The 23725-nt window shown below is 37.0% G+C and carries 22 protein-coding genes; 19 read left to right on the top strand and 3 right to left on the bottom strand.

From position 1 onward, the window contains the following. Positions 1-278: 278 nt before the first annotated feature. The 5 genes from liaF to LI954_RS06650 all read left to right on the top strand — a co-directional run bounded on the left by liaF (position 279) and on the right by LI954_RS06650 (position 3871). On the top strand, positions 279-1013 hold the full coding sequence (gene liaF, locus LI954_RS06670; protein WP_202066786.1) for a cell wall-active antibiotics response protein LiaF: 735 nt from the start codon (positions 279-281) through the stop codon (positions 1011-1013). Beyond that, positions 1013-2116, top strand: coding sequence for a sensor histidine kinase (locus tag LI954_RS06665; protein WP_202066843.1), 1104 nt, complete (start codon positions 1013-1015; stop codon positions 2114-2116). The genes liaF and LI954_RS06665 overlap by 1 nt, the downstream gene beginning before the upstream one ends. Further along, positions 2091-2723 (top strand): response regulator, encoded by a 633-nt coding sequence (locus LI954_RS06660; RefSeq protein WP_229441563.1) that lies wholly within the window; start codon positions 2091-2093, stop codon positions 2721-2723. Before LI954_RS06665 ends, LI954_RS06660 begins: the two co-directional genes overlap by 26 nt. A gap of 111 nt (positions 2724-2834) precedes the next feature. Next, on the top strand, positions 2835-3500 hold the full coding sequence (locus tag LI954_RS06655; RefSeq protein WP_202066788.1) for a potassium channel family protein: 666 nt from the start codon (positions 2835-2837) through the stop codon (positions 3498-3500). A 62-nt stretch (positions 3501-3562) separates the two neighbouring features. Beyond that, entirely contained in the window at positions 3563-3871 is a 309-nt protein-coding gene (locus LI954_RS06650; RefSeq protein ID WP_202066789.1) for a HesB/YadR/YfhF family protein, read from the top strand. Positions 3872-4942: 1071 nt separating this feature from the next. Here the strand turns inward: LI954_RS06650 and LI954_RS06645 are convergent. Continuing rightward, on the bottom strand, positions 4943-6433 hold the full coding sequence (locus LI954_RS06645) for a helix-turn-helix domain-containing protein (RefSeq protein ID WP_229444033.1): 1491 nt from the start codon (positions 6431-6433) through the stop codon (positions 4943-4945). A 271-nt stretch (positions 6434-6704) separates the two neighbouring features. Between LI954_RS06645 and LI954_RS06640 the strand changes: the two genes are divergently transcribed. Further along, positions 6705-7640, top strand: a complete 936-nt coding sequence (locus LI954_RS06640; protein WP_229444032.1) for a glycosyltransferase family 2 protein — start codon at positions 6705-6707, stop codon at positions 7638-7640. A 428-nt stretch (positions 7641-8068) separates the two neighbouring features. On the opposite strand, the gene LI954_RS06635 is transcribed toward LI954_RS06640, so the two are convergent. Next, complete coding sequence (locus LI954_RS06635) at positions 8069-9022, bottom strand: phosphoglycerate dehydrogenase (protein ID WP_229444031.1); 954 nt, start codon at positions 9020-9022, stop codon at positions 8069-8071. A gap of 99 nt (positions 9023-9121) precedes the next feature. After that, positions 9122-10213, bottom strand: coding sequence for a flavodoxin-dependent (E)-4-hydroxy-3-methylbut-2-enyl-diphosphate synthase (ispG, locus tag LI954_RS06630; protein ID WP_229444030.1), 1092 nt, complete (start codon positions 10211-10213; stop codon positions 9122-9124). A 499-nt stretch (positions 10214-10712) separates the two neighbouring features. Between ispG and LI954_RS06625 the strand changes: the two genes are divergently transcribed. The 13 genes from LI954_RS06625 to LI954_RS06565 all read left to right on the top strand — a co-directional run bounded on the left by LI954_RS06625 (position 10713) and on the right by LI954_RS06565 (position 23725). After that, positions 10713-11315, top strand: coding sequence for a superoxide dismutase (locus LI954_RS06625; protein ID WP_229444029.1), 603 nt, complete (start codon positions 10713-10715; stop codon positions 11313-11315). Between the two features lie 129 nt (positions 11316-11444). Further along, positions 11445-12416, top strand: a complete 972-nt coding sequence (gene dapF / locus LI954_RS06620) for a diaminopimelate epimerase (RefSeq protein ID WP_229444028.1) — start codon at positions 11445-11447, stop codon at positions 12414-12416. A gap of 91 nt (positions 12417-12507) precedes the next feature. Next, positions 12508-13314, top strand: a complete 807-nt coding sequence (locus LI954_RS06615; RefSeq protein WP_229441557.1) for a YveK family protein — start codon at positions 12508-12510, stop codon at positions 13312-13314. Positions 13315-13324: 10 nt separating this feature from the next. Further along, positions 13325-14017, top strand: coding sequence for a CpsD/CapB family tyrosine-protein kinase (locus tag LI954_RS06610; RefSeq protein WP_202066797.1), 693 nt, complete (start codon positions 13325-13327; stop codon positions 14015-14017). A gap of 28 nt (positions 14018-14045) precedes the next feature. After that, the gene (locus LI954_RS06605) at positions 14046-14810 is read left to right on the top strand and encodes a tyrosine-protein phosphatase (protein ID WP_229441556.1); all 765 of its coding nucleotides are present in this window, start codon (positions 14046-14048) and stop codon (positions 14808-14810) included. Between the two features lie 18 nt (positions 14811-14828). Beyond that, positions 14829-16628: a polysaccharide biosynthesis protein gene (locus LI954_RS06600; RefSeq protein ID WP_229444027.1), complete on the top strand. Its 1800-nt coding sequence runs from the start codon at positions 14829-14831 to the stop codon at positions 16626-16628. A 16-nt stretch (positions 16629-16644) separates the two neighbouring features. Further along, positions 16645-17760 carry a DegT/DnrJ/EryC1/StrS family aminotransferase gene (locus LI954_RS06595; RefSeq protein WP_229444026.1) on the top strand — a complete coding sequence of 372 codons (1116 nt, stop codon included), beginning with the start codon at positions 16645-16647 and terminating at the stop codon, positions 17758-17760. A 17-nt stretch (positions 17761-17777) separates the two neighbouring features. After that, on the top strand, positions 17778-18419 hold the full coding sequence (locus LI954_RS06590; RefSeq protein ID WP_229444025.1) for a sugar transferase: 642 nt from the start codon (positions 17778-17780) through the stop codon (positions 18417-18419). Next, on the top strand, positions 18406-19584 hold the full coding sequence (locus LI954_RS06585) for a pyridoxal phosphate-dependent aminotransferase (RefSeq protein WP_229444024.1): 1179 nt from the start codon (positions 18406-18408) through the stop codon (positions 19582-19584). The genes LI954_RS06590 and LI954_RS06585 overlap by 14 nt, the downstream gene beginning before the upstream one ends. After that, positions 19581-20546 (top strand): NAD(P)-dependent oxidoreductase, encoded by a 966-nt coding sequence (locus LI954_RS06580; protein WP_229444023.1) that lies wholly within the window; start codon positions 19581-19583, stop codon positions 20544-20546. Before LI954_RS06585 ends, LI954_RS06580 begins: the two co-directional genes overlap by 4 nt. A gap of 10 nt (positions 20547-20556) precedes the next feature. After that, the gene (locus LI954_RS06575; RefSeq protein WP_229444022.1) at positions 20557-21525 is read left to right on the top strand and encodes a hypothetical protein; all 969 of its coding nucleotides are present in this window, start codon (positions 20557-20559) and stop codon (positions 21523-21525) included. A gap of 20 nt (positions 21526-21545) precedes the next feature. Then, the gene (locus LI954_RS06570; RefSeq protein WP_229444021.1) at positions 21546-22517 is read left to right on the top strand and encodes an ATP-grasp domain-containing protein; all 972 of its coding nucleotides are present in this window, start codon (positions 21546-21548) and stop codon (positions 22515-22517) included. Next, positions 22514-23725: a glycosyltransferase family 4 protein gene (locus tag LI954_RS06565; protein ID WP_229444020.1), complete on the top strand. Its 1212-nt coding sequence runs from the start codon at positions 22514-22516 to the stop codon at positions 23723-23725. Before LI954_RS06570 ends, LI954_RS06565 begins: the two co-directional genes overlap by 4 nt.

The following is a 23725-nucleotide window of genomic DNA, read 5'->3' as shown; positions in this document are numbered from 1 at the left end:
TTGTCTTATTATTTTAGCGGTCTTATGTTCATTGTTAGTGCACATTGGTGCAACTCATCAATAGTCATAAAATACAGAGTTATAAATTGCAGCGTAGAAAAGCGTGATTGAATATTGGTCTGAGTGTTTGAAGCAGCAGGGTAAAATTTTGAAAAGTCCTCTATTCTGCTTATATTCAGTTAAAATTCGGGCTAAAGACCTATAGTAAAATCCTTCCAAAGCAACTACTATTAAAGTTGAATTAAAGATATACTGTTGATAGAAAGGGGGAAAATAAAATGAATAACCCATGGAGATCCTTTATTCTGGTAGAAGCATTGCTGTTTGTCTTTGCTCTATGGCAGATTATACATAATACACCACTTCTTATTTTACTGATATTGGGTGTTTTAAGTGTCTTTTTTTCAGCAAGAAGAAGAGGGCATAAAAGCGGACTCATCAATTTTGTTTTAGTTACGGGAATCATCCTAATTTTCATTAGTCTGATTAACAGTCCGGCAGTGTGGTTGATGGTGGTTTTCGCCATTCTTTTTATTGGACTCAGAGGTGTGGAGATTTCAGGAATTGACCTTACTCAGCGGGCACCGTGGAAGAAAAAGCAAATGATGATTATCGAAACAACTAATGTTGAAAGTAAAAACGGCCGCAGGTTCAAACGGCCTTGGTTTGCCAATGAACGGATTGGCAGTAACGTGTACGAATGGGATGATATAAACATAGATATTCTCTCCGGAGATACAATTATTGATTTAGGTAACACATTATTGCCGAAAGACGATAACGTCATTATAGTAAGAAAAGGATTTGGACGCACCCGAGTTCTAGTTCCTCTTGGTGTAGATATCCTGTTGGAACATTCAACCTTTTTGGGGAATGTAACATTTGAGAATGAAAAATATCATCTGAAAAACGAATCTCTGAAAGTATACAGCGACAGTTACGACAGCAATCCAAGACGCTTGAAAATCCTTACAAATACCTTGGTGGGGGATGTTGAGGTGATTCGTGTATGATGGCTGGGAAAATCTCCAGACAGATGATTGCGCTGTATACAGCGTTCAGTACTTTTTTAGTCGTACTTTTTACCCTATATTCATATCTTTATTCCATCAACCAAAAAGACTGGTTGATGGAGCTTTTCCGTAGAAAGGTATTCTATATTCCGATTTTTTTCCATATTTTGCTGATTTCTCTGCTGGTGGGACTGTTGACTTTTGTGTTAATCACTATTGTTCAGAAGGCACAATATGGTAGAATTGAAGAAAAGCTGCGTTTGCTGGTAGCAGGAAATTATGATAGTCCGCTGTTGGTAAAACAGATTGCTCATGCAGAGAATGACAGCTATATTGGTGATATTGATGATGATATTCGAAAAGTTCGTGAAAAGCTGGTTGATATGTCAAAAGAGCTGCAACAGCTTAACAGTCGGCCTCAACTGGTAGATGGAGAGACCAGAGAAGAAATTCTGGAAGCAGAACGTCATAGACTGGCAAGGGAATTACACGATTCAGTCAGTCAGCAATTATTTGGTGCAATGATGATGATTTCTGCATTGAATGAACAGGCACAAAAGAACGGCACATCAGAAGCAGTAAAAAAACAAATGGCAATTGTCGGCGATGTGATTAATGCTTCTCAATCTGAAATGAGAGCATTGCTGCTCCATTTGAGACCAGTGAACCTTGAAGGAAAGAGCTTGAAAAAAGGAATTGAACAACTGCTTACAGAACTGAAGACCAAAATTAAAATTGAACTGACATGGGATGTTGAAGATGTTTGTTTGAATAACAATATTGAGGATCATCTGTTTCGGATTGTTCAGGAGCTTTTATCGAATACACTGCGTCATGCGAAAGCCAAGGAACTGGAAGTCTATCTGCATCAGGTAGGTGAAAACGTTTTGTTGAGATTAGTGGATGACGGTGTCGGTTTTGATATGAATGAAAATGAGAATAAGGCCGGAAGCTATGGGCTAAAGAACATTCGCGAACGTGTTGCCGGTATGGGCGGCATAATAAAAATTATCAGCTTTAAAGGACAGGGAACAAGCGTGGAGATTAAGGTACCCGTTATTAAGGAGGAACTTGCAGATGATCAAAGTAATGTTGGTAGATGACCATGAAATGGTGCGTTTAGGTGTTTCTTCCTACTTATCTATTCAAGAGGATATTGAAGTGATTGGTGAGGCGGAGAATGGAAAAATCGGTTACGAAAAAGCATTGGAACTGAGGCCGGATGTAATCTTAATGGATCTGGTCATGGACGAAATGGATGGAATCGAATCAACAAAAGCAATTTTAAAAGACTGGCCGAAAGCCAAAATTATTATTGTCACCAGTTTTATAGATGACGAGAAGGTTTATCCTGCTATTGAAGCCGGAGCAGCCGGATATCTCCTGAAAACATCAACAGCGCATGAGATTGCAGATGCCATTCGAGCGACATTCCGCGGTGAGCGTGTATTGGAACCGGAAGTAACAACAAAAATGATGGAGCGGCTGATAAAAAAACAAGAGCCGGTGTTACATGATGATCTGACGAATCGTGAATTTGAAATTTTATTGCTGATTGCGAAAGGTAAAAGTAATCAGGAAATTGCGGATGAGCTGTTTATTACACTGAAAACAGTAAAAACCCATGTTTCCAATATTCTGGCCAAACTAGACGTGGATGACCGGACACAAGCAACCATTTATGCATTCCAACATCAGCTGACAAAATAATATCTTAAGAGGATTTGTTTTAGACTGTTTAAAAGCAATTTTGCAGTGACAATGAGTAATCATTAGCTGCTGTACATAGGGTAAATCTATTATTAGGAGCAGACGACAATCATGAAACAAAATTTTGCAGTAATTGGGTTAGGGCGATTTGGCGGCAGTATCTGTCAGACTTTGGTGGAATCCGGTCAAGAGGTATTGGCTATTGATAGTAATGAAGACCGTGTAAACGAATATATGAATATTGCAACACATGCTGTTGTTGCTAATGCGCAGGATGAAATGACCTTGCGTTCATTGGGGATTCGAAACTTTGACCATGTTATTGTTGCAATTGGTGAAGATATTCAGGCGAGCATTCTCGTGACCCTTATGGTGAAGGAACTGGGCGTAGCCAATGTTCTTGCCAAGGCAGTGAATTCCTATCATGCACGCGTTTTGGAAAAAATCGGCGCTGATACTGTTGTTCATCCGGAACGGGATATGGGAATCCGGTTAGCACATAAGCTTGTTTCAAGAAATATACTGGACTATATTGATCTTTCCAATGAATTTTCTTTGGCAGAAGTTCATGTGTCAAATCCAAAATTTTATAATAAGACCCTAGCTGAATTAAATTTTCGTCAAAGGTTTGGTTTAACTGTGGTTGCAATACGACGTTCACAAACAGAAGTCATTGCATCTCCGGCTGCAGAAGAAATCGTTCAGGAAAATGATAATCTACTAGTAATCGGCAACACTGCTGATGTGGATTTACTGGATGAAAAAATGAGTCAATAAGCACTTTCTGTTAGGAAACAATCCCTTCTATGCTACAATGTTCAGGTAGGGAGGGAATAGAGATGAAATTAACTGTTACACCGCAAGCTCAGCAGTGGTTTGAGGAAGAAATTGATCTTGAATCCGGAAAAGGCATTCGTTTTTATGGAAAGGTTTATGGGAAAACGGATGTTCATGAAGGATTTTCAGTAGGATTATCTGTGGAAGCTCCTGAAACACCTCTGGTTGAGACAGATGTAGAGGGGCGCCGTTATTTTGTAGAGGAGTCGGATGACTGGTTTTTCAAGGGCTATGATCTGGTTGTTGATTATGATGAGAAGCTGGATGAGCCAAAATATTTATTTGAAAAGAACAAAGACTTTAACGTGTAAAAAGAGGTTGTGACAAATACTCATGAGGGCTATCGCCCACACCAAACAGAATGAAAATAAAAAACGATCAACCTACATGCTATTTCCTGTCATACTAAAGAGGACAGAAGAGCTTGTAGGTCGATCGCTTATTGAGGTTCTTCTCCAAGTTAACCTTGAGGGACAAACTAGATCGTTCTACTTATTTGCTCCTGCGGTTACTCGTCGCACAAAAAGCTTGCTCCTGCGGTTACTCGTCGCACAAAAAGCTTGCTCCTGCGGTTACTCGTTGCACAAAAAGATCTGCACCGATCATTAGGTTACAGAACCTGCGTATAAGAAGTGTTCTGCCTCAAGAACCAAGTAGGTAACATGCATCAGCTACTCTGACAAGTCAATCGTAGTGATTTATGTCAATAAGTCGGAATATCCGAAAATTGTCAAGGAACACTATTTATAAAATGAATAGCTGTGAATGGATACCTTCATGAAGCTACTCATATTTTCAGTATCGTTCGACTTATTTCCGAGATGTTGTCTGCGATTACTTGGCACAGTTTAGGACCGACAAGTGCTAGTTCTACTTTGCCACTTCTGCTTATATTCGTACTTTAGCAGAATGGTATGTGTAGTTTCGGTAAGTATTCCTTGAATGAAACTAGCTCACTTGATGTAGTAGAACTGTATGCGTAGCGGAGCGTAGAAGAACTGCTGTCTCTACGAGACTAACGATTCTCGAGACAAAACATTACACTGTATCCGTTTTTCTGCATCCTCGGTTCTCACTACACTACACTTCGTTTCGATCTCATCAATTTCTAAATGTCAGAGCCATTAAGAATTGAAGGACTTCGTTTCGATCTCATCAATTTCTAAACGGCAGAGCCGCTAAGAATTGAAGATTCGTTCCGATCCTCGAAGCATGGAGGGGCTTTGTTCCTACGCTTCTACGAATGCTCGTCACATGTCTGAAGGGCAAGTAAGAATGCTCGGATCATACAAAGACTGGAACACTGTTTATGTGGATTTGGGGGTCTCAGACATACTAATGTCACAGGCCCTTTTTGTGTATATGTATCTATTTCCACCTACTCAGCCAGCCATAAATGTATTTACTTTTTCTTCATATTTTTCCAGCAGGCTGGATAGAAGAATGGCCTGATAATTCTCCATTTCATTTAAGGCAATCAGTTTAAAGTTACCCTTTCTTCGTGTATTCTTTGATAAAAGCAAGGGAGAGGTGGCTATGTAAAAATCATATTCCTCCTTTGCAGAGGACGTAATTAGTTCGGCTTGAACAAAAGGAATCTTGGCTAAAAATCTAGAAAGGGATTGTGAGACCATCGCATTCTGAAAAAGAATGACGCCTACATGCAGCTGATGATTATTTTTACTCTTTTCATAGAAAGGCAGTAAAAATAATGTACAACTGTAAACTAAATGATTCAAACAATTATTAATCCAAACATACTGAGACCTTTGGGAAGCCTTCACTAAATAATCTTGAATCTTTTCGTACAATGGATCAAACAGCGGATGATTCCTCTTGAAAAGTTCATAGGAAAAGTCAACTGATAAGGGCAGTGAAGCTTCACGACTGGCGTGATTTAGGAATGTTGTGAAAATATTAGCGTGTAATAAGTCCGATTCCTCTTCACTTAGAGTTATTCCATCAAGGAACCCCATATAAAATGTTTGAAATTGATTGATTAGCTCACCTAACGGATGGTGATTATCAAGCATATAAGATTTTACATAGGTGAGTCGTGGATCATTAGCGTGCAAGAACGGGTTCCAGTAAAACAGCATGTACGACAGAAAATCACGTTCTCTTAAACGATGTTTTTCTGTAACGCCACGTACCCTCAGTTCCTCTAAAAAAGAGAAATTTGTTTCCGGATAAATCAGCTGATCAAATGGTGTCACTCCCAAATAGAAGCCTTTTTCTATACGCAGGCGATTGATTGAGATTAATAAAAACCATTGTCTAGGTTCAACATAAGTCATCCATTGTTTGTCTTCAGAATCAAATAATTCAAGTCCACGTCTTTCTTCATTTAAAACGGTGAAAAAATCTTCTCCAAAAGAAGTCAGCCAAAAAAAGTTAAAATAGAGGATACGAATGGTTGCTTCATTTCCTGTTATTTTCATTTTTGAGCAGTTGATATTGATATCGAACTTTTTAATATAGCTAATGAGCGGCTGCAGTTTTCTCAGGGCAGAGGCACGGCTTATGAAATTTTTTTCACAAAAATCTTCAAGCCGATAATTCTTTTCAAAAAGTGAAGCAAATAAAAATTTATACGCAATGCTTTTCTGAAATAGGTACTGTTCATAAGAAATTTGAATAAGCGCTTCTTTTTCTATCATGATTTTTCCTTCATCAGTCAATAAAGCTATATTAGATTGTTGATTTAGATCATCGTTCATTTCAGCGAACAAGGATACTAGTCTGGCGTATGAAAGTTCAGTAAATTGTTTGAAGTGGCGAGTGGAATAAATACCATCATCCAATTCCAACAACTGATGAAACATGGATAACTTTTTTCGAGCGAAGTCATCTAAAGCAATCGTTTCTAGCATAATTATCTCCTTTGCGGTGAAGTTGGGTAGTTAAAAATTTTTCCGACCCTATTAACAACATAATAAACAGGGAAAATCAGAATTACAAGAGAATTTTTGAATATTTATGTTTTTTTATAAATAAAAAATCTAGAAAATGTTCGGTTATTTTAAATTTTATTGCTAGTTATCTTTATTTCAATAAAAGGTAGTCTGTTATTTAATGCCCGTTGTTCGGGAAAAGCATAATATGATATAATTAGGAAACAGAAATTCAGTGGGAGGAAAAAGGATGATATCAATTGTTGTTCCTTGTTACAATGAGGAGGAAGCAATTCCTTCTTTTTTTAAAGAGGTAGAAAATATTAGAGAACAGCTCACGCATGAGATTGAATATATATTTGTCAATGATGGGTCCAAAGATCGTACGCTTGCTTGTCTGAGAGCGTTGCATAAGCAATATCCTGACCGAGTGAGATATTTGTCTTTTTCGAGAAATTTTGGGAAAGAGGCGGGGTTGTTTGCAGGATTGCAGGCTGCAAAAGGAGACTTAATTACAGTGATGGATGCAGACCTTCAGGATCCTCCGGATTTGCTGCCGCAGATGGTTCAGATGATTGAAACGGAAGATATTGACTGTGTTGGAACCAGAAGAACAACAAGAGATGGAGAGCCGGCAATTCGAAGCTTTTTTGCCCGACTATTTTATAAGCTGATTAATAGAATCGGTGAGACGGAGATGGTAGACGGTGCCAGAGATTTTCGTCTGATGACGAGACAGATGGTTGACAGTATTTTGGAATTAACGGAGTACAATCGTTTTTCAAAAGGGATTTTCAGTTGGGTTGGCTATAATACAAAGTATTTATCTTACGAAAATAGAGAACGGGTGGCTGGAGAAACAACATGGTCATTTTGGAGCCTGTTAAGTTATTCGATTGATGGAATCATCAATTTTTCTGAGGTGCCTTTAAATATCGCCTCTTACATTGGGGCATTTTCCTGTATTGGTTCAGTTATTACGATGATGGTTATTTTATTTCGAACATTGATATATGGCGATCCAACAAGTGGCTGGCCTTCCATGGTTTGTATCTTTCTTTTTGTTGGAGGACTGCAGCTTTTATGCTTAGGTATCATCGGTAAATATATCGGAAAAATATTTATGGAAACAAAAAAACGACCGGTCTTTATTGTTAAAGAGACGGAAAAGGATAATGATAAATAAAGAGGTAAGGACAGAAGTGTTCAGCTCCAAGCACTCAGCAGGTAACATGCATCATCTACTCTGACAAGTCAATTGTAGTGATTTATGACAACAAGTCGGAATATCCGAAAATTGTCAAGGAACACTATTCATAAAATGAATAGCTGTGAATTGATACCTACTTGGTTCTTGGGGCAGAAGACTTCTGCTCCTGCGGTTACTCGTCGCACGAAAAGCTTGCTCCTGCGGTTACTCGTCGCACGAAGAACTCTGCTCCTGCATTTACCCGTCTCACTGGGAAGCTCTTAAATATGCCGAGTAACCGCAGTCAACAAAAAAGCTTTTTACCTCTGTTCTGCCATGTACTTAAATTTTTCAAAAGTTCTAAGTCTGGGAATTATTTCTAACCAGACTTGTTTTAAGTTCAAAAAAGTTTAATTTTCTTGTATTTAATAGCCTTTTTCAAGGTTGATCTGATTCTTTTTCAACTTGCCTGTTTCAACGAAACTCGTAAGATTCGTTAGGAATATGTCCGTCAGCTTCTGTTTAAACTTCGGTGTGATTCCTGATGTATGAGAGGTAATCAGAACGTTATCCATTGTCCAGAATGGGTGGTTATCGGGCAGCGGTTCCTTCTCGAAAACGTCTAATGCTGCAAAACTGATCTGGTTGCTCTGAAGAGCATTAACGAGTGCTTCTGTTTTAACAGATGGTCCTCGACCGACATTCACAAAAATGGTACCCTTTTTCATTGCCTGAAACATTTCTTCGTCATATAAATGATATGTTTTGTTTGTGAGAGGGAGGATGTTTACAACAATATCCATATCTTTGACAATTTTACTTAGATTTTTTTGCGAGTAGCATTCCGAAAAGCCAGAAGCAGGATGTCCGGTCGAATTAATACCGTATGTCCTTATTTTCATAGCTTGAGCGAAGGACGCCAGCTGCTGCCCAATCTGTCCGGTTCCGACAATCAGCATATTTTGTTCAGATAACTGTTTGAATTCACCCTCCCGATTTGTCCAAGAGTTAGCCTTGATGGCTCTTCGCAGACCTCTGAATTCAGCTAACAGAACGCCAAGTACATGCTCAGCAATCGAGATTTTATGAATCCCGCTGGCGTTCGACAGAAGAATCTCATTTTCCGAAAATGTCTGGAGATCTAAAGAATCAACGCCAGCGGAAATAGACTGTACCCATTTTAGTCTACTGTTTGGATTTTTTAACAGCTCTGGTCCAAATGAATGATTCCAGCCAAGCATGATGACAATGTCTTCTTTATTGAATGATGTGTCTTCGTCAGTAGAATCAATGACTAAATAATCGTTACTGACTGCTTTGATTTGCTCAATCTGTTCCGGTTTTAATTTTTCCTGTAAATAGATAACAGGTTTTGTCATATGAATCAGCTCCTCTAAGCTACAATTGTATCAAAGATTGAGGAGAACAAAAAGAAATGAGATTTACATCCAGTATAGACATAAACCTCATTCATTTTTTTAGATTTCTTCTCCGCGTGCATATGCTGCAGCAAGCAGATCTACTTCTTTTTTCAATTCTTCAACCATGATTTCTTCTGGAACGGTTCGAATAATTTTTCCTTTTTTAAAGAGCATACCTTTTCCCTGTCCGCCGGCAATCCCAATGTCCGCTTCGCGGGCTTCTCCGGGACCATTCACGGCACATCCCAAAACAGCAACTTTAATCGGCGCTTTAATTTTTTCTATATACGCTTCAATTTCATTTGCGATAGGAATCAGATCGATTTCAATTCGTCCGCAGGTAGGGCAGGAAATCAATGTGGCTGCATTACTGGCCAGACCAAATGCCTTCAATACTTCGCGGGCAACTTTGATCTCTTCAACAGGATTTGCTGAAAGAGACACACGACAGGTATTTCCAATACCACGGGAAAGCAGTGCGCCGAGACCGGCAGCTGATTTGATTCCGCCTGAAAATTGGGTGCCGGCTTCAGTAATGCCCAAATGTAAAGGATAGTCAAAGCTTTCAGCAGCAAGGCTGTACGCTTCAATGGCAAGATTTACGTCGCTGGCTTTCAATGAAACAATAATATCGTAAAAGTCCACATCTTCCAGAATTTGAATATGTTCTTTTGCACTGGCAACCATTGCTTCAGCAGTTGGGTAACCATATTGCTGAAGAAACTTCTTCTCCAGTGAACCAGCGTTAACACCAATTCGAATAGGGATTCCTTTGGCTTTGCAGGCAGTTACAACTTTTTCCACTCGATCTTTTCGACCGATATTTCCAGGGTTGATTCGAATTTTATCAACGCCTTGTTCAATGGCTTTTAAGGCTAAACGATAATCAAAATGAATGTCAGCGACTAAAGGAATATGAATCTGTTCCTTAATAGCTTGTAATGAGTTGGCTGCAGCTTCATCTGGAACTGCTACACGAACGATCTGACAGCCGGCCTCTTCCAGTTCCAAAATTTGGGCAACAGTTCCTTCAATATCGTGTGTTTTCGTTGTACACATACTCTGAATGAATAATTCATTACTTCCGCCAATTGTTAAATCCCCTACTTTTATCGGACGTGTATCTTTTCGATGGGTAATCTTGCTCATTTTGTTTTCTCCTTTGCTGTTCCAAAAGCTGAATTAATTTTCTGCAGCCAGAGTTTTTTTCTGTTAAGTGTTTATTCAGAAATGAAAAACAGAGGCTGTCTTTATGTCGAAATTTTTGTCTGTTCAATACTTCAGTAATAAATGCATGAAATAGTAGTTTATTTTCTAATAAACTATACTATCATATTCTGCAGAAAGAAGTGCTATAAAAATGTTTAAAAAATTGCTAAGAATAGGAAAAGATTGATAACTCAACTTTTTGAACGAAATAAACAAGATGTATATAAGCAGCTTTAAACACCGTCAATTAAAATTTGGCTAGATTATCTTTAACCGAACTACCTTATTCAATTAAGCGTTGAGCAAAAAAACGATCGTTAAATACAATATAGTGAAATTTCCTTGTGACTTGCAGGCAATTACTTTGAAGGTTGCTGTCAAATTTGATATGCTTAGTGATGTAGAGAATTTAAAACATTGATTTTGGAGGAGATTTGCCATGACTTACACTTTACCTGATTTACCTTATGCTTATGATGCATTGGAACCAAATATCGATTCAGAAACAATGCATTTGCATCATGATAAACATCATAATACTTACGTAACAAACTTAAATGCTGCGATTGAAAAATATCCTGAACTTGGTGAAAAATCTGTAGAAGAATTAATCGCTGCAATTGACAGTATTCCTGAAGATATCCGTACAGCTGTTAGAAACAACGGCGGCGGACATGCGAACCATTCATTCTTCTGGGAAATTATGAGTCCAAATGGCGGCGGTGAGCCGACTGGTGCGATTAAAGATGCAATTGATGAGGCTTTTGGAAGCTTTGATACGTTTAAAGAAGAATTCAAGGCAGCTGCTACAGGACGTTTTGGTTCTGGTTGGGCTTGGCTGGTTGTTAATAACGGCAAGCTTGAAATTATGTCTACACCAAATCAAGATTCTCCTTTAATGGAAGGCAAAACTCCTGTTTTAGGATTGGACGTTTGGGAACATGCATATTACTTGAAATATAAAAATGTACGCCCGGATTATATTGCGGCATTCTGGAATGTTATAAATTGGGACAAAATAAACAAATATTTTACAAAATAATTACAAATTTAAGACAAAAGTGTAATGATCATAAAAAAGAGAGAATCAGTAAAGAAATTACTGTTCTCCTCTTTTTTTTTATGGCATACTAGTAATTAGAGTGTAATTTTAAGAGGGAGGCTTCTTTAAATGGATGTTACTTTACAGAAAGTTCATGGTTCTGAAAATGATTTTTTTATCTTGGATGAAATAGATTTGCCGGAGCCATTGGTTCATACAGAAGTTGATCAGTTGAGGAAATCACTATGTGATCGGAATAACGGACTATTGGGCGGCGCAGATGGCATTCTGTTTGTTGGGAAAGTAAACAAAGGTACAAGTCTGGCGAAAATGCGGGTCATTAACAGTGATGGCAGTGAAGCGAGTATGTGCGGGAACGGTCTGAGAACGGTAGCAAGATATTTGACTGAAAAGTACAATCAGGAATATTTTACAGTTGAGACGATGTTTGCAGAATTAAAAGTCGGAAGAACAGATGACTTTTCAAAAGATGTTCCTGCTTATCAAGTGGAGATCTCTCCAGTCAGCTTTGAGAAAGAAGCTGTTCCCATGAATTATTCTCAGCAGACAGTAATTGATGAAATTATTCCGGAGCTGTCAAAAACAATCAAATTTTCTGTGGTATCAGTTCCAAATCCCCACATGATCGCATTTGTAGATCATGAGGAATTGGAAAACGGAGAGCTGGAAAGAATAGCTGCATATGTAAATGGAACAAATCCGATATTTCCCGATGGCATCAATGTCAGCTTCGTTGAAATTTTGAGAGAAAATGAATTGTTTGTGCGTACATTTGAACGAGGTGTCGGACTGACAAGTGCCTGCGGAACAGCGATGTGCGCCAGCAGTTTGATGTATACACTGCTTTATACGAAAATATTTTACCAGAGAATTACGGTGAGAAATGCAGGCGGGCTGGTTAAGACGGTTGTTCATGAAAACAGTGACGGCGGATACTGGATGGAATTAATAGGTAATGCAACGATTACGCATTATATTAAAGGTTCCATTGCTGATTTCATGTATAGGGATTTCGAGAAGCTTATGATTGAAGAAACCAGGGAGCAGGAAGCTTACAAAGAGTTTTTAGCGCAAAACTAATTTTTATTGGAACAACAAGGTATTTCGGCGAATAGTTTGTTGTTCATTTATTTATAAATATACTATTTTAATGTATCATCAGGAGGAAATAATGGAAGAGATAATAAGTTTACAAGATATCTTTAGAATTTTACAAAAACGACTGTTATTAATTATTTTTTGCATGGTTGTTGGTATCAGTGCCGCAGGTGTATTAACCTTTTTAGTGATTACGCCAAAATACAGTTCACAAGCACAGCTGATTGTACGGCTTCCACAAAGTGAAGCGACCAATGTCAATGATATTAATGCCAACCTGCAGATGATTAATACATATAAAGATCTGATTACCAGTGATACAGTCATAAATGTAGTTCAGCAAAAAATCAAAGAGGAATACAATCAGGATGTTTCGATTTCAGAATTGAAAAATAGTCTGTCGGTAAAACAATCTCAGAATTCTCAGATGTTTTCCATCAGTTCGACCACAGATAATCCTATTTTATCCGAACGTATTGCAAATCAGATCACTGCTGTTTTTCAGGAAACTGCGCACAATACACTAAGTGTTGACAAGATATCGGTGATTTCAAATGCATCGGCAAATACAACTCCTGTTTCTCCGAATAATAAGTTGAACTTGGTCATCGGTTTAGTTGGCGGTTTGATGCTGGGGATATTGTTCGCATTTATTATGGAATTCTTTGATAGAACATTGAAGGATGAAGCGTTTATCACAGAAGACCTGGGGCTGCCTCTTTTAGGTGCCGTACAAAATATGACGTCGAAAGAATTGAATGTAAGAATTGCAAGAGCCGCTGTTAATTCCGACTATCAGAATGCAGAATACAGGGAGTTCAGTGAAAATGTCCAACCATCTGATAATCAGCCTTTGCGCAGAAAACGGAAAAGAGTATAGGAGAGAAGACATGACAAGAAACTATAAAAATTCAGTCAGTGAACAAGGTGTAAGTTTGATTACTTTGGCAGATAAGGCTTCACCTGTATCAGAACAATATCGGACGATCCGTACAAATATTCAGTATTCCATGATGGATCAAGAGATGCGTACCCTCGTTATTACTTCGTCAGGTCCCGGGGAGGGGAAATCTACGACAGCAGCGAATTTGGCTGTGGTTTTTGCGAGCTCGGGGAAGCGGGTATTGCTGGCAGATGCAGATATGAGAAAACCAACAGTAGCGAAAACATTTAACCTTTCAAATTCAGATGGGCTGAGCAATATTCTTGGGAGACCACAGGTGAACCTGGATCAAATTATCCAAAATTCCGGCGTACCTAATCTGTCTGTCCTGCCAAGCGGTCCAAAGCCGCCAAATCCCTCAGAGCTTTTAGGCTCTGTCAGAATGGGCAAACTGCTGGAGCTTTTGGAAAGAAATTATGATTTAGTCATATTTGACATGCCTCCGATTGTTACAGTTACGGATGCGCAGGTTTTGGCTTCAAAAGTAGATGGCACAGTGCTTGTTGCAAGAGAGAATGTAACCAACAGAGACTTGTTGAAAAAGGCGAAGAATTTACTGAACTATGTGGATGCCAATCTTTTGGGCGTTGTTTATAATGGTTCAAGAAAATCGTCAGATCAGGGCTATTATTACGGCTAATATGTTTTAATTAACAGGAGGGGTTCAGATGATTGATTTACATTGTCATATCTTACCGGGAATCGACGATGGAGCTCAAACAGTGGAAGATGCTGTCGCAATGGCTGAGTCAGCCGCAGCACAGGGAATAGAGCATCTTCTATGTACTCCTCATCACAATAATGGAAAGTATGACAATCCTGCAGAAAATGTTATTTTACGGGTACATCAGTTGCAAAATCTGCTGGATATGAGACAGATTCCCATTACGCTGTATGAAGGTCAGGAAGTCCGTATCAGCGGCGATCTGCCGGAACAGATCAAAGCAGGAAAAATTTTATTTGTTGATTTAAATAACAAATATTTGTTAATAGAATTTCCTGCAAATGAAATTCCGGTGTATGCCGAACGCCTTTTCCTTGATTTGATTGCCATGGGACATCGTCCGATTATTGTCCATCCAGAGCGGAATCAGAGGTTTATTGAAGACCCGAACCGTTTGATCCCATTTATTGAACTGGGTGCATTGACACAAATGACTGCCCCCAGTTATATCGGTATCTTTGGAAGAGAAGTTGAGAATACGGCAAAACAAATGGTGGAGAATAATTTAGTTCATATGATGGCCTCAGATGCACACAATGTGCGAAGAAGGAACTTTTTTATGAAACGGGCATTTGAAGAGATAGCAAATGATTTTGGGAAAAGAAAAGTAACTGCGATGGAATTCTGTGCACGAGATGTGCTCAATGGTGATGAAGTAGATATTCTATCGTTTAAAGAAATCAGGCGGAAGAAATTCCGATTGTTTTAGAAAGAGTGGCTAAAAGGGATGAGTAGAAAACAAAAATTAGTTTTGTTGTTGTTGATAGATTCTCTGATCATTGTTGGGGCAAATATTTTTTCTTATTTTTATATGGCGCCCTATATTGAGATTACTGTCAACATCTTGATTTTAAGCGCAGTACTACAGTTAGCTTTTTACATAGCGCTAGGATTTATTTTTAATATATTCACACGGATAAATCGGTTTACTAATTTAAAAGAGATGATTGCGATTTTTTCTGCAACGACTATTGCCTGGTTGGCTGAAGTAATCATTCTCTTTTCAAAAAGTCGAAGAACATTATTCCTAGCGTATCTGATTACAACCTTTTTGATTATTTCCAGTCGGTTGGTATGGCGTCTAATTGTTGAATGGAAGAGGAATGGAAAGCATATCTCAGATTCGAAGGCAAGGAAGACTTTGATTATCGGTGCAGGAGAAGGCGGCCGAATTTTACTGACAAGTTTGAGCAATTCATCAACTAGTAAAGATATTAAAGTGGTGGGTTTCATTGATGATGCATCAGATAAATACCGTATGTATTTAGGCGGAATCAGAGTGTTGGGAAATACAGAATCTATTCCTACACTAGTAAAAGAATATGGGATAGAAATGCTGACAGTGGCGATTCCTTCCTTGAAGAGAGAAGAGCTGCAGCGGATTTTGGATATTGTTACTCCTTTGGGATTGCCGGTGAATGCCATGCCGGCGCTGGAAGAGCTTGCTTCGGGAAATATCACTATTTCCGGTTTGAAAAAGATCAATGTTGTTGATCTGCTTGGAAGGGAAGAAGTTCAACTGGATGTAGATCAGCTGGAAGGGCAGATAACAGATAAAGTGATTTTGGTTACTGGAGCAGGCGGGTCCATCGGTTCGGAAATTTGTCGACAGATAATGAAATTTAAACCTAAGCAATTACTGCTGCTGGGACATGGTGAAAATTCAATTTATCTGATTCACAGAGAATTATTTTGCAAGTATGAAAAGCAGCCAATAGAAATTATTCCGATTATTGCAGATATCCAGGACAAGCAAAGACTTGTGGATGTAATACAGCAGTATCGTCCGGATATTGTGTATCATGCAGCTGCGCATAAGCATGTTCCTCTGATGGAAGAAAATCCTGTGGAAGCATTGAAGAATAATGTATTTGGTACGAAGAACATAGCTGAAGCAGCTAAAGAGCAGCAGGTTAAAACATTCGTTATGATTTCTACGGATAAGGCTGTTAATCCGCCAAACGTAATGGGTGCGACGAAACGAATCGCTGAAATGATTGTGACAGGAATGAACGAAGAAGGTAACACGAAATTTTGTGCTGTACGATTTGGCAATGTTCTTGGAAGCAGAGGAAGTGTTATCCCTGTGTTTGAAGAGCAGATTCAGCAAGGTGGACCGGTAACTGTTACAGATTTCCGAATGACTCGTTACTTTATGACCATTCCTGAAGCCAGCCGTCTGGTAATTCAAGCCGGAGCGTTAGCAAGAGGCGGGGAACTTTTTATTTTAGATATGGGTGAGCCGGTTAAAATCTATGATCTGGCAAAAAAAATGATTCAATTGTCAGGCTATCAACAAGATGAAATTGAAATTGTTGAGACAGGTATTCGTCCGGGAGAAAAGCTGTATGAAGAACTGCTGGTAAGCAAAGAAAAGAATGCTGAACAGGTCTATGATAAAATATTTATTGGCAGTGTAAACGGTTTTTCAATTGATACTGTGATGTCTTTTGTTGGCCAGTTGCCGGAAGACAAAGTAGAAATAAGCAGGAAATTAGTAGAGTTTGCAAATGAATCGAATAGGTGAAAGGTAGGAATATTTTATGACAGAAGAAAGAATATTTCTTTCCTCTCCTCATATGAGTGATGAAGGTTATGAAAAAAAATTTGTGGAAGAAGCATTTGATACCAATTGGATTGCTCCATTAGGACCTAATGTTGATAATTTTGAAAAGGAATTTTCTAATTATATAGGTATTGACAATGCTGCAGCATTGTCATCTGGTACGGCTGCTATTCATTTGGCATTGAAGGCTGCAGGAATAAGGCAAGGAGATATTGTTTTTTGTCCTACATTAACATTTGCTGCAACAATTAACCCAGTCATTTACGAAAGGGCTATTCCCGTATTTATTGATAGCGGTGAAAAAACATGGAATATGGATGCCAAAGCATTGGAGCAAGCCTTTCTAAAATATCCAGAGGTCAAAGCAGTTATTGTGGTTCATTTATATGGCTTATCAGCGGACATGGATGCTATCATGGAATTATGTCGTAAGCATAAAGTAGTGGTAATTGAGGATGCAGCGGAGTCGCTAGGAACTTTGTATAAAGCACAGTACACAGGAACATTCGGTGATTATGGAATATATTCGTTCAATGGAAACAAAATAATCACGACTTCTGGTGGCGGTATGTTGGTATCAAAACAACAAGAAAAAATAGAAAAAGTACGTTTTTGGGCTACTCAATCTAGAGATGCTGCTCGTCATTATCAGCATAGTGAGTTGGGCTATAATTATAGAATGAGTAATGTACTTGCTGGTATTGGCAGAGGGCAACTGAAGGTTCTAGATGAGAGAGTAGAAAAAAAGCGGAAGATATATAAGAAGTATCAAGCGGGTTTGAGTGACATTTCAGAAATTGGTTGGATGCCCAGTAATGAGTGGGATTACGCTAATTACTGGCTTAGCTGTATTACAGTGAATGGTGCTGTTACACCCACGCAAATAATGGATGCTTTGGAAGAGAAAAATATTGAGTCACGTCCAATATGGAAACCTATGCATCTTCAACCTTATTATGCCAAATATAGCTATATCGGAAATGGTTTTTCAGAAGATTTATTTAATAAAGGAATCTGTTTGCCATCAGACACAAAGATGAATGAAAAACAAATGGATCAAGTAATCGAAATTATTAGATCGTTATATAAGTGAGAGGGTTTGTGTAGAAGATGTACAAAAAATATATAAAGAGACTTTTTGATATTTTCTTTGCAATTTTGTTAGGTCTTCTTCTTAGTCCCATTTTACTGATTATTGCTATCCTGATAAAGGTAAGCAGTGAAGGACCTGTTCTGTTTTTACAAGAACGGTTGGGTAAAGATAAAGAAGTATTCAATATATGCAAGTTTCGAACAATGGTTACAAATGCAGAAAAATCAGGGGATGGCCTTTTTGTATTTTCTGAAAATGATAATAGGATTACTAAGATAGGTAAATTTTTAAGAAAAACCAGCTTGGATGAGCTGCCTCAATTGTTGAATGTGTTAAAAGGAGAAATGAGCTTTATCGGTCCAAGACCACCAGTTTGCTACCATCCTTATAAAATAGATGAGTATCCTGAAGAGTTTGATCCAAGATTTACTGTGCTTCCAGGAATAACAGGTCTAGCTCAAATCAAATTGAGAAATGGTGCAGTGTGGGATGAACGAATGCATGTAGACAACGAATATGTTGCAAATATAAGTTGTTCAAAGGATATTTCGATTTTTATAAAAACAATCACTACAATTTTTAAAAGTGAAAATGTTGTTATTTCTGACAATCATAGAAAACAATTGGAGAGAAGGAAAGAAGAAAGTGATATGGAATGAAAAATTAGACGAAAAGCCTACTAAGGAATTTGGAGAGGCTGTAGTTGAACGTAGAAATGTTGGTGGGAAGATCATTTCGATGGGGTTAGGAGAGCCAGATTTGGAAACACCCAGCTATATAGTTGATGCTATGTTTGAGGCGATAAAAGAAGGGTACACTAAGTATTCAGCAGCTCAAGGACTTCTTGAACTTAGAGAGCGGATTGCAAAGGATTTATCTGCACGGGTTGAGGTAAATTATTCTGCAAATGAGGTTGTAGTTTTGCCAGGAATTAAGGCTGCAATCTATTTTTCATTGTGCAGTATTCTTGAGCCAGAAGATGAAGTTATCTACTGCACACCTTGTTATGTTAGCTATCCAACCCAAATACTATTGGCAGAACCTAAAGCCAAACTAGTACCTTTTGATTTAAGTGAGGGGAATTTTGAGTTTGATCTTGAGGCTTTTAAAAATAAGATAACAGATAAGACAAAGGTTCTATTGATGGCAAATCCAAACAATCCAACTGGAAATATTTATACAAAAGATGTGATTGAAAAGATAATAGAAATATGTAAAGAGAAAAACATCTATATTATTTCTGATGAGGTATACGATAAACTTGTTTTCAGCAATAAGGAATTGGTCACCTTTTCTCAGTATGAAAGCATTAAAGAACAACTGGTGGTTGTCAATGGCTATAGTAAGTCTCACGCAATGACAGGTTGGAGACTTGGTTATGCAGTTGCCAATAAAGAATTAGCTAGAAAAATGAGTGTGCTGAATTTCAATGTAAACACAAATACAACAACATTCATACAAAAAGCAGCTTGCTCAATTTATGACCATGGATTTGATCATTTGGTTGCTTATAATAAGAAGTTAAAAGAACGAATGGAGTACTTTCACGAGCAGGTGAATCAGGTCAATGGTTTGTCGGGCGTTTTACCAGATGCCGGTTTCTTCTATTTTGTTAATATTAAAGAAACTGATATGACTTCTAATGAGTTTTGTGCAAAATTAGTTTTAAAAACAGGTGTGGCTGCTACCCCGGGGATTGCTTTTGGTGACAACTGGGATGATTATATAAGGTTTTCACTGGCTGTACCTTTTGAGGTTGTGGAGTCGGCTGCTGGTTTGTTAGTAGATTTTACCGAGCAATTGAAAATAGGGGACAGTAAATGAATATTTTAATGACTAGAAGACTCTTTGAACAGGATATTGATTACATAAAAAAAGGGATAAAAAAACGGACGGACAAACCTTTTCAATTAATTGAGCTGACTGAATACACGGAAGAAAATATTTTAAGTCGATGTGAAGAGGCAGATGTATTGTTAGGTCCCTTTGTAACAGAGACAATTGTAGAAAAAGCCAATCGATTAAAGTTCATTCAAATTCCGTGGACTGGTTTAGATACCTTTAATTTCAAAGCAGTTCAGAAATTTTCAGGAATTATTTGCAATTCTCATTCAAATTCAAATTCAGTATCAGAGTTTGGAGTTGCTCTTTTATTGAATCTTATTAAGAAAATTTCTTTCCATGACCAGTTAATGAGAACCGGTGATTGGAATAGAGATGAAAAAGCTATGACTTTGAAGTCGATGTCACTTAGTAATGCAAAAATTGGAATTATGGGATATGGTGCAATAGGTAGAAAAATGGGGAAAATACTCAAAGGGTTTGGTTCTGAGATTTATGTACTAGCTAATAAAGATGTTCAATTTCCTGAGATAACTGAAATATTTGCATTTTCCAGATTAAAAGAGTTTTGTAATCAAGTAGATATTATCATTTGTTCACTGCCCTTAACAGAGGAAACTAGAGGTGTTTTTGGAACAGATGTTTTTAATGAAATAGAAAATAAGCCATACATCGTGAATGTTTCAAGAGCAGAAATATTTGAGCCTAGAGCGTTGTATGATGCACTGAGTAACGATAGTATATCAGGGTATGCGAGTGATGTTTGGTGGAATCCGAATCAAGAATTAGATTTTGAGCGTTTCAGCAATGTTGTTTTCTCTCCACATAGAGCGGGGTATGTTGAAGGTGCACTACCTCATTTAGATGATGTAATAACAAACTTAGCGAACTTTATTACTGGAGGTGAGGTACTCAATATTGTGAATATTACTAATCAATATTGACGAATATACTATGAAAGAAGAATATATTGTTATCGGTCCTGGTAGTGATTATGTAAAACATATTTTTAGTGATATTGATAATTTTGAAGGGGGAACTCTATTTGCGACACCGGTTAAGGACGGTAACAAACTCCTTACACTGGTCCATCATATTCATTTTAGTTTAGCAATAAATCGAAAACTGAATCTACCATTTAAGAGAGTATGGAATAACTATTACTCACTATCTCAGGTGAAGTTTGATGATAGTGTTCAGTATTATTTAGTTTTTACTGATATTAGTGCTTGTAGATATTCTTACAAATATTTATGTGAGTTATCTCGGAAGAAAAATGTGAAACTAGGGATATCAATTCTAAATATTATGTCAGCTGTAGGATCGTTGCTTAAAGAAAAATTAGAGCTTTTTGATTACATTTTTTCTTTTGATAAAAAAGATTCTCAAAAATATGGTTTTATTTTTTGGCCACTTATCTATTCTAGTAGTCCTGAAGTGGAGAAAGAAAATTGTATAAATCGCGCATTTTTTGTTGGGAATGCCAAAAGACGGTTAGACATTATTCATGGAGTATTCGATCAGCTATCGCAATTAGATATTCCATCAGAATTTTATGTTTCTAAAGTTTCAAAAGATAGGCAAGTTTACACTCAAGATCCACATTTTCATTATAATCAATGGCTCAATTATAAAGATGTAATGATGGAAACTCAAAGATCTAACTGTGTCGTAGAAATAGTGGATGATAATCAAAGTGGATTAACACTAAGAAGCGCAGAAGCAATAACCATGAATAAGAAGATTTTGACAAACAACGAGTCTATAAAGTTATCTAAATTTTATGACCCTAAAAGAATTTTTATATTTAAAGATCCTAAAGAGATAACTCTTGAGTTTTTCAATCAGAATCTTGAAGTTGATTATCAGTATGACAATTCGTTTTCTCCGGAAATGTTGATTAAATATATGAAGCAGAACTAATAGGAACAAGGAGAGTGGAAATGAATATATTAATTCTAAGTTGCGGGACAAGGAATAAATTAGTACGTTATTTTAAAAAAGAATTTTCTGGTGTTGGGGAAATAATTGCCACAGATTCCAGTGAATTGGCACCTGCATTATATGAAGCTGATAGATATTACATTGTACCAAAGATAGAGGAAGAACATTACCTTGAAAAGATTTTATCTATTTGCAAAAAGGAATCGATTAGTCTTGTCTTAACACTTATTGATCCTGAAATTAGCTTGATTTCAGAGAATAAACAATTATTTGAAGCAATAGGGTGCATTACCTTAACCTCTCCGAAAGAAGTCGTAGACAGGAGTCTTGATAAATTGGCCATGTTTAAACATCTTGAGAGCTTGGGGATAAGAACGCCGAAAACATATGATTCATTTCAAGCGGTGTGTAAGGATATTAATGAGGACAAGATAATTTTTCCGCTTTTTGTTAAGCCTAGGATGGGCAGTGCCAGTTCTGGTATTTCTGTTATTGAGTCAGAAAGAGTGCTTGCCAATTTATTTGAAGATAATAAAGAACCAACAATCGTGCAGGAGTTTATGGACGGAAATGAATACGGTGTAGATGCTTATATTGATATTCTCTCAGGAGAGCTAATTTCTATTTTCATAAAAAAGAAGTTGAAAATGCGTGCTGGTGAAACAGACAAGTCAGTTTCCATAAGGAATGTTGAGTTGGAGAATTTTATAATTGATTTTATAGAGAAGAGCGAATACAGAGGTGTAATAGATATTGATGTATTTGAAAAGGACGGTTTTTATTACATTTCAGAAGTGAATCCTAGATTTGGTGGAGGGTATCCTCATGCTTATGAATGTGGAGTGAATTTCATAGAATACATAAGAATAAATCTTGAGGGTCGTGTAAATGTTGTAAATATCGGGAATTATGAAGAAAATGTATTTATGATGAAATATAGTGATGTATTAATAAAGAGGTTAAAAAAATGAATATCTTATTTTTAACTCTATCCAATATAAATTCTTTTGACGATCAGGGGATTTATATAGATTTATTAAATAGTTTAAGAGCAAAAGGGAATAATGTCTATATTGTTTCGCCAATAGAAAAGCGAAATAGAGATACAGGTAGGCTTATTAAAGAGGGTAGTTCATATATTTTAAAACTGAAGGTTGGCAATATTACTAAAACAAATATGATTGAAAAGGGTATTAGTACCTTGCTGATTGAAAAGCAGTATATCAATGGAATAAAGAAGCATTTTACAGGTGTTACTTTTGATTTAGTTTTGTATTCTACACCACCCATTACATTGGAAAAAGTAATTAGATATGTCAAAAAAAGAGATAAAGCGAAAACATATTTACTTTTAAAAGATATTTTTCCTCAGAATGCTGTAGATTTGAAGATATTAGAACCCAAAGGATTGAAATCAATTATCTTAAAATACTTTTTCAGGAAAGAAAAACGGCTGTATGAAATTTCAGATTATATTGGATGTATGACAAAAAATAATGTAGATTTTATTTTATCAAATAATGAAATTGAACCTCAAAAAGTAGAAATATGTGCAAATTCAATTTACCCGGTTGAGATTATTTCAGAGGACAATGAAAAAAAAGAAATTCGAAAAAAATATGGAATACCTCAAAACAGTGTAGTATTTATTTATGGAGGGAATCTGGGTAAACCTCAGGGAATAGAATTTTTACTTTCTAATATAACTAAATGTAAGTTCAGTGAAGCCTTTTTTATTATTGTTGGATCAGGTACTGAATACAATAATTTAGAAGCCAGTATAAATTCTATGGAATTAAATAATGTTTTGTTAATTAGTTCACTTCCTAAAGAAGAATATAATTGGTTAGTCTCGACTGCCGACGTTGGAATGATTTTTTTAAATCCAGATTTTACTATTCCAAATTTTCCTTCACGCTTTCTTACATACCTTCAAGCATCACTGCCTGTTATAGCAGCAACTGATGATAATTGTGATCTTCAATATCTGTTGGAAGAAAATCGGTTAGGATTTTGGAGTAACACACGAGATGCTGAAAAATTTAAAAATAATGTAAAAGCATTGCTTGATGCAGATATTAGAAAAGAAAATTCATCGTATTCTTACAGCTTTTTAAAGGAGAATTACGATGTAAGTAAGGCATCAGAAATTATACTAAATCATTTTAATATGGAGTAG

The organism is Enterococcus sp. CWB-B31 (assembly GCF_020567645.1).
In the GTDB taxonomy this organism is placed as follows: domain Bacteria; phylum Bacillota; class Bacilli; order Lactobacillales; family Enterococcaceae; genus Enterococcus_L.
The sequence above is the reverse complement of the archived record's forward strand: the minus strand, read 5'-3'. Positions and strand labels throughout refer to the sequence as shown.

What these genes read in the sequence shown, in the direction of transcription:
- dapF (WP_229444028.1), top strand. Translation starts at nt 11,445, where the DNA reads ATGGATGTTACTTTACAGAAAGTTCATGGTTCTGAAAATGATTTTTTT.
- LI954_RS06600 (WP_229444027.1), top strand. Translation starts at nt 14,829, where the DNA reads ATGAGTAGAAAACAAAAATTAGTTTTGTTGTTGTTGATAGATTCTCTG.
- LI954_RS06665 (WP_202066843.1), top strand. Translation starts at nt 1,013, where the DNA reads ATGGCTGGGAAAATCTCCAGACAGATGATTGCGCTGTATACAGCGTTC.
- LI954_RS06645 (WP_229444033.1), bottom strand. Translation starts at nt 6,433, where the DNA reads ATGCTAGAAACGATTGCTTTAGATGACTTCGCTCGAAAAAAGTTATCC.
- LI954_RS06660 (WP_229441563.1), top strand. Translation starts at nt 2,091, where the DNA reads ATGATCAAAGTAATGTTGGTAGATGACCATGAAATGGTGCGTTTAGGT.
- LI954_RS06575 (WP_229444022.1), top strand. Translation starts at nt 20,557, where the DNA reads ATGAAAGAAGAATATATTGTTATCGGTCCTGGTAGTGATTATGTAAAA.
- LI954_RS06595 (WP_229444026.1), top strand. Translation starts at nt 16,645, where the DNA reads ATGACAGAAGAAAGAATATTTCTTTCCTCTCCTCATATGAGTGATGAA.
- LI954_RS06590 (WP_229444025.1), top strand. Translation starts at nt 17,778, where the DNA reads ATGTACAAAAAATATATAAAGAGACTTTTTGATATTTTCTTTGCAATT.
- LI954_RS06655 (WP_202066788.1), top strand. Translation starts at nt 2,835, where the DNA reads ATGAAACAAAATTTTGCAGTAATTGGGTTAGGGCGATTTGGCGGCAGT.
- LI954_RS06640 (WP_229444032.1), top strand. Translation starts at nt 6,705, where the DNA reads ATGATATCAATTGTTGTTCCTTGTTACAATGAGGAGGAAGCAATTCCT.
- LI954_RS06565 (WP_229444020.1), top strand. Translation starts at nt 22,514, where the DNA reads ATGAATATCTTATTTTTAACTCTATCCAATATAAATTCTTTTGACGAT.
- LI954_RS06605 (WP_229441556.1), top strand. Translation starts at nt 14,046, where the DNA reads ATGATTGATTTACATTGTCATATCTTACCGGGAATCGACGATGGAGCT.
- LI954_RS06635 (WP_229444031.1), bottom strand. Translation starts at nt 9,022, where the DNA reads ATGACAAAACCTGTTATCTATTTACAGGAAAAATTAAAACCGGAACAG.
- LI954_RS06650 (WP_202066789.1), top strand. Translation starts at nt 3,563, where the DNA reads ATGAAATTAACTGTTACACCGCAAGCTCAGCAGTGGTTTGAGGAAGAA.
- LI954_RS06570 (WP_229444021.1), top strand. Translation starts at nt 21,546, where the DNA reads ATGAATATATTAATTCTAAGTTGCGGGACAAGGAATAAATTAGTACGT.
- ispG (WP_229444030.1), bottom strand. Translation starts at nt 10,213, where the DNA reads ATGAGCAAGATTACCCATCGAAAAGATACACGTCCGATAAAAGTAGGG.
- LI954_RS06580 (WP_229444023.1), top strand. Translation starts at nt 19,581, where the DNA reads ATGAATATTTTAATGACTAGAAGACTCTTTGAACAGGATATTGATTAC.
- LI954_RS06615 (WP_229441557.1), top strand. Translation starts at nt 12,508, where the DNA reads ATGGAAGAGATAATAAGTTTACAAGATATCTTTAGAATTTTACAAAAA.
- LI954_RS06625 (WP_229444029.1), top strand. Translation starts at nt 10,713, where the DNA reads ATGACTTACACTTTACCTGATTTACCTTATGCTTATGATGCATTGGAA.
- LI954_RS06610 (WP_202066797.1), top strand. Translation starts at nt 13,325, where the DNA reads ATGACAAGAAACTATAAAAATTCAGTCAGTGAACAAGGTGTAAGTTTG.
- liaF (WP_202066786.1), top strand. Translation starts at nt 279, where the DNA reads ATGAATAACCCATGGAGATCCTTTATTCTGGTAGAAGCATTGCTGTTT.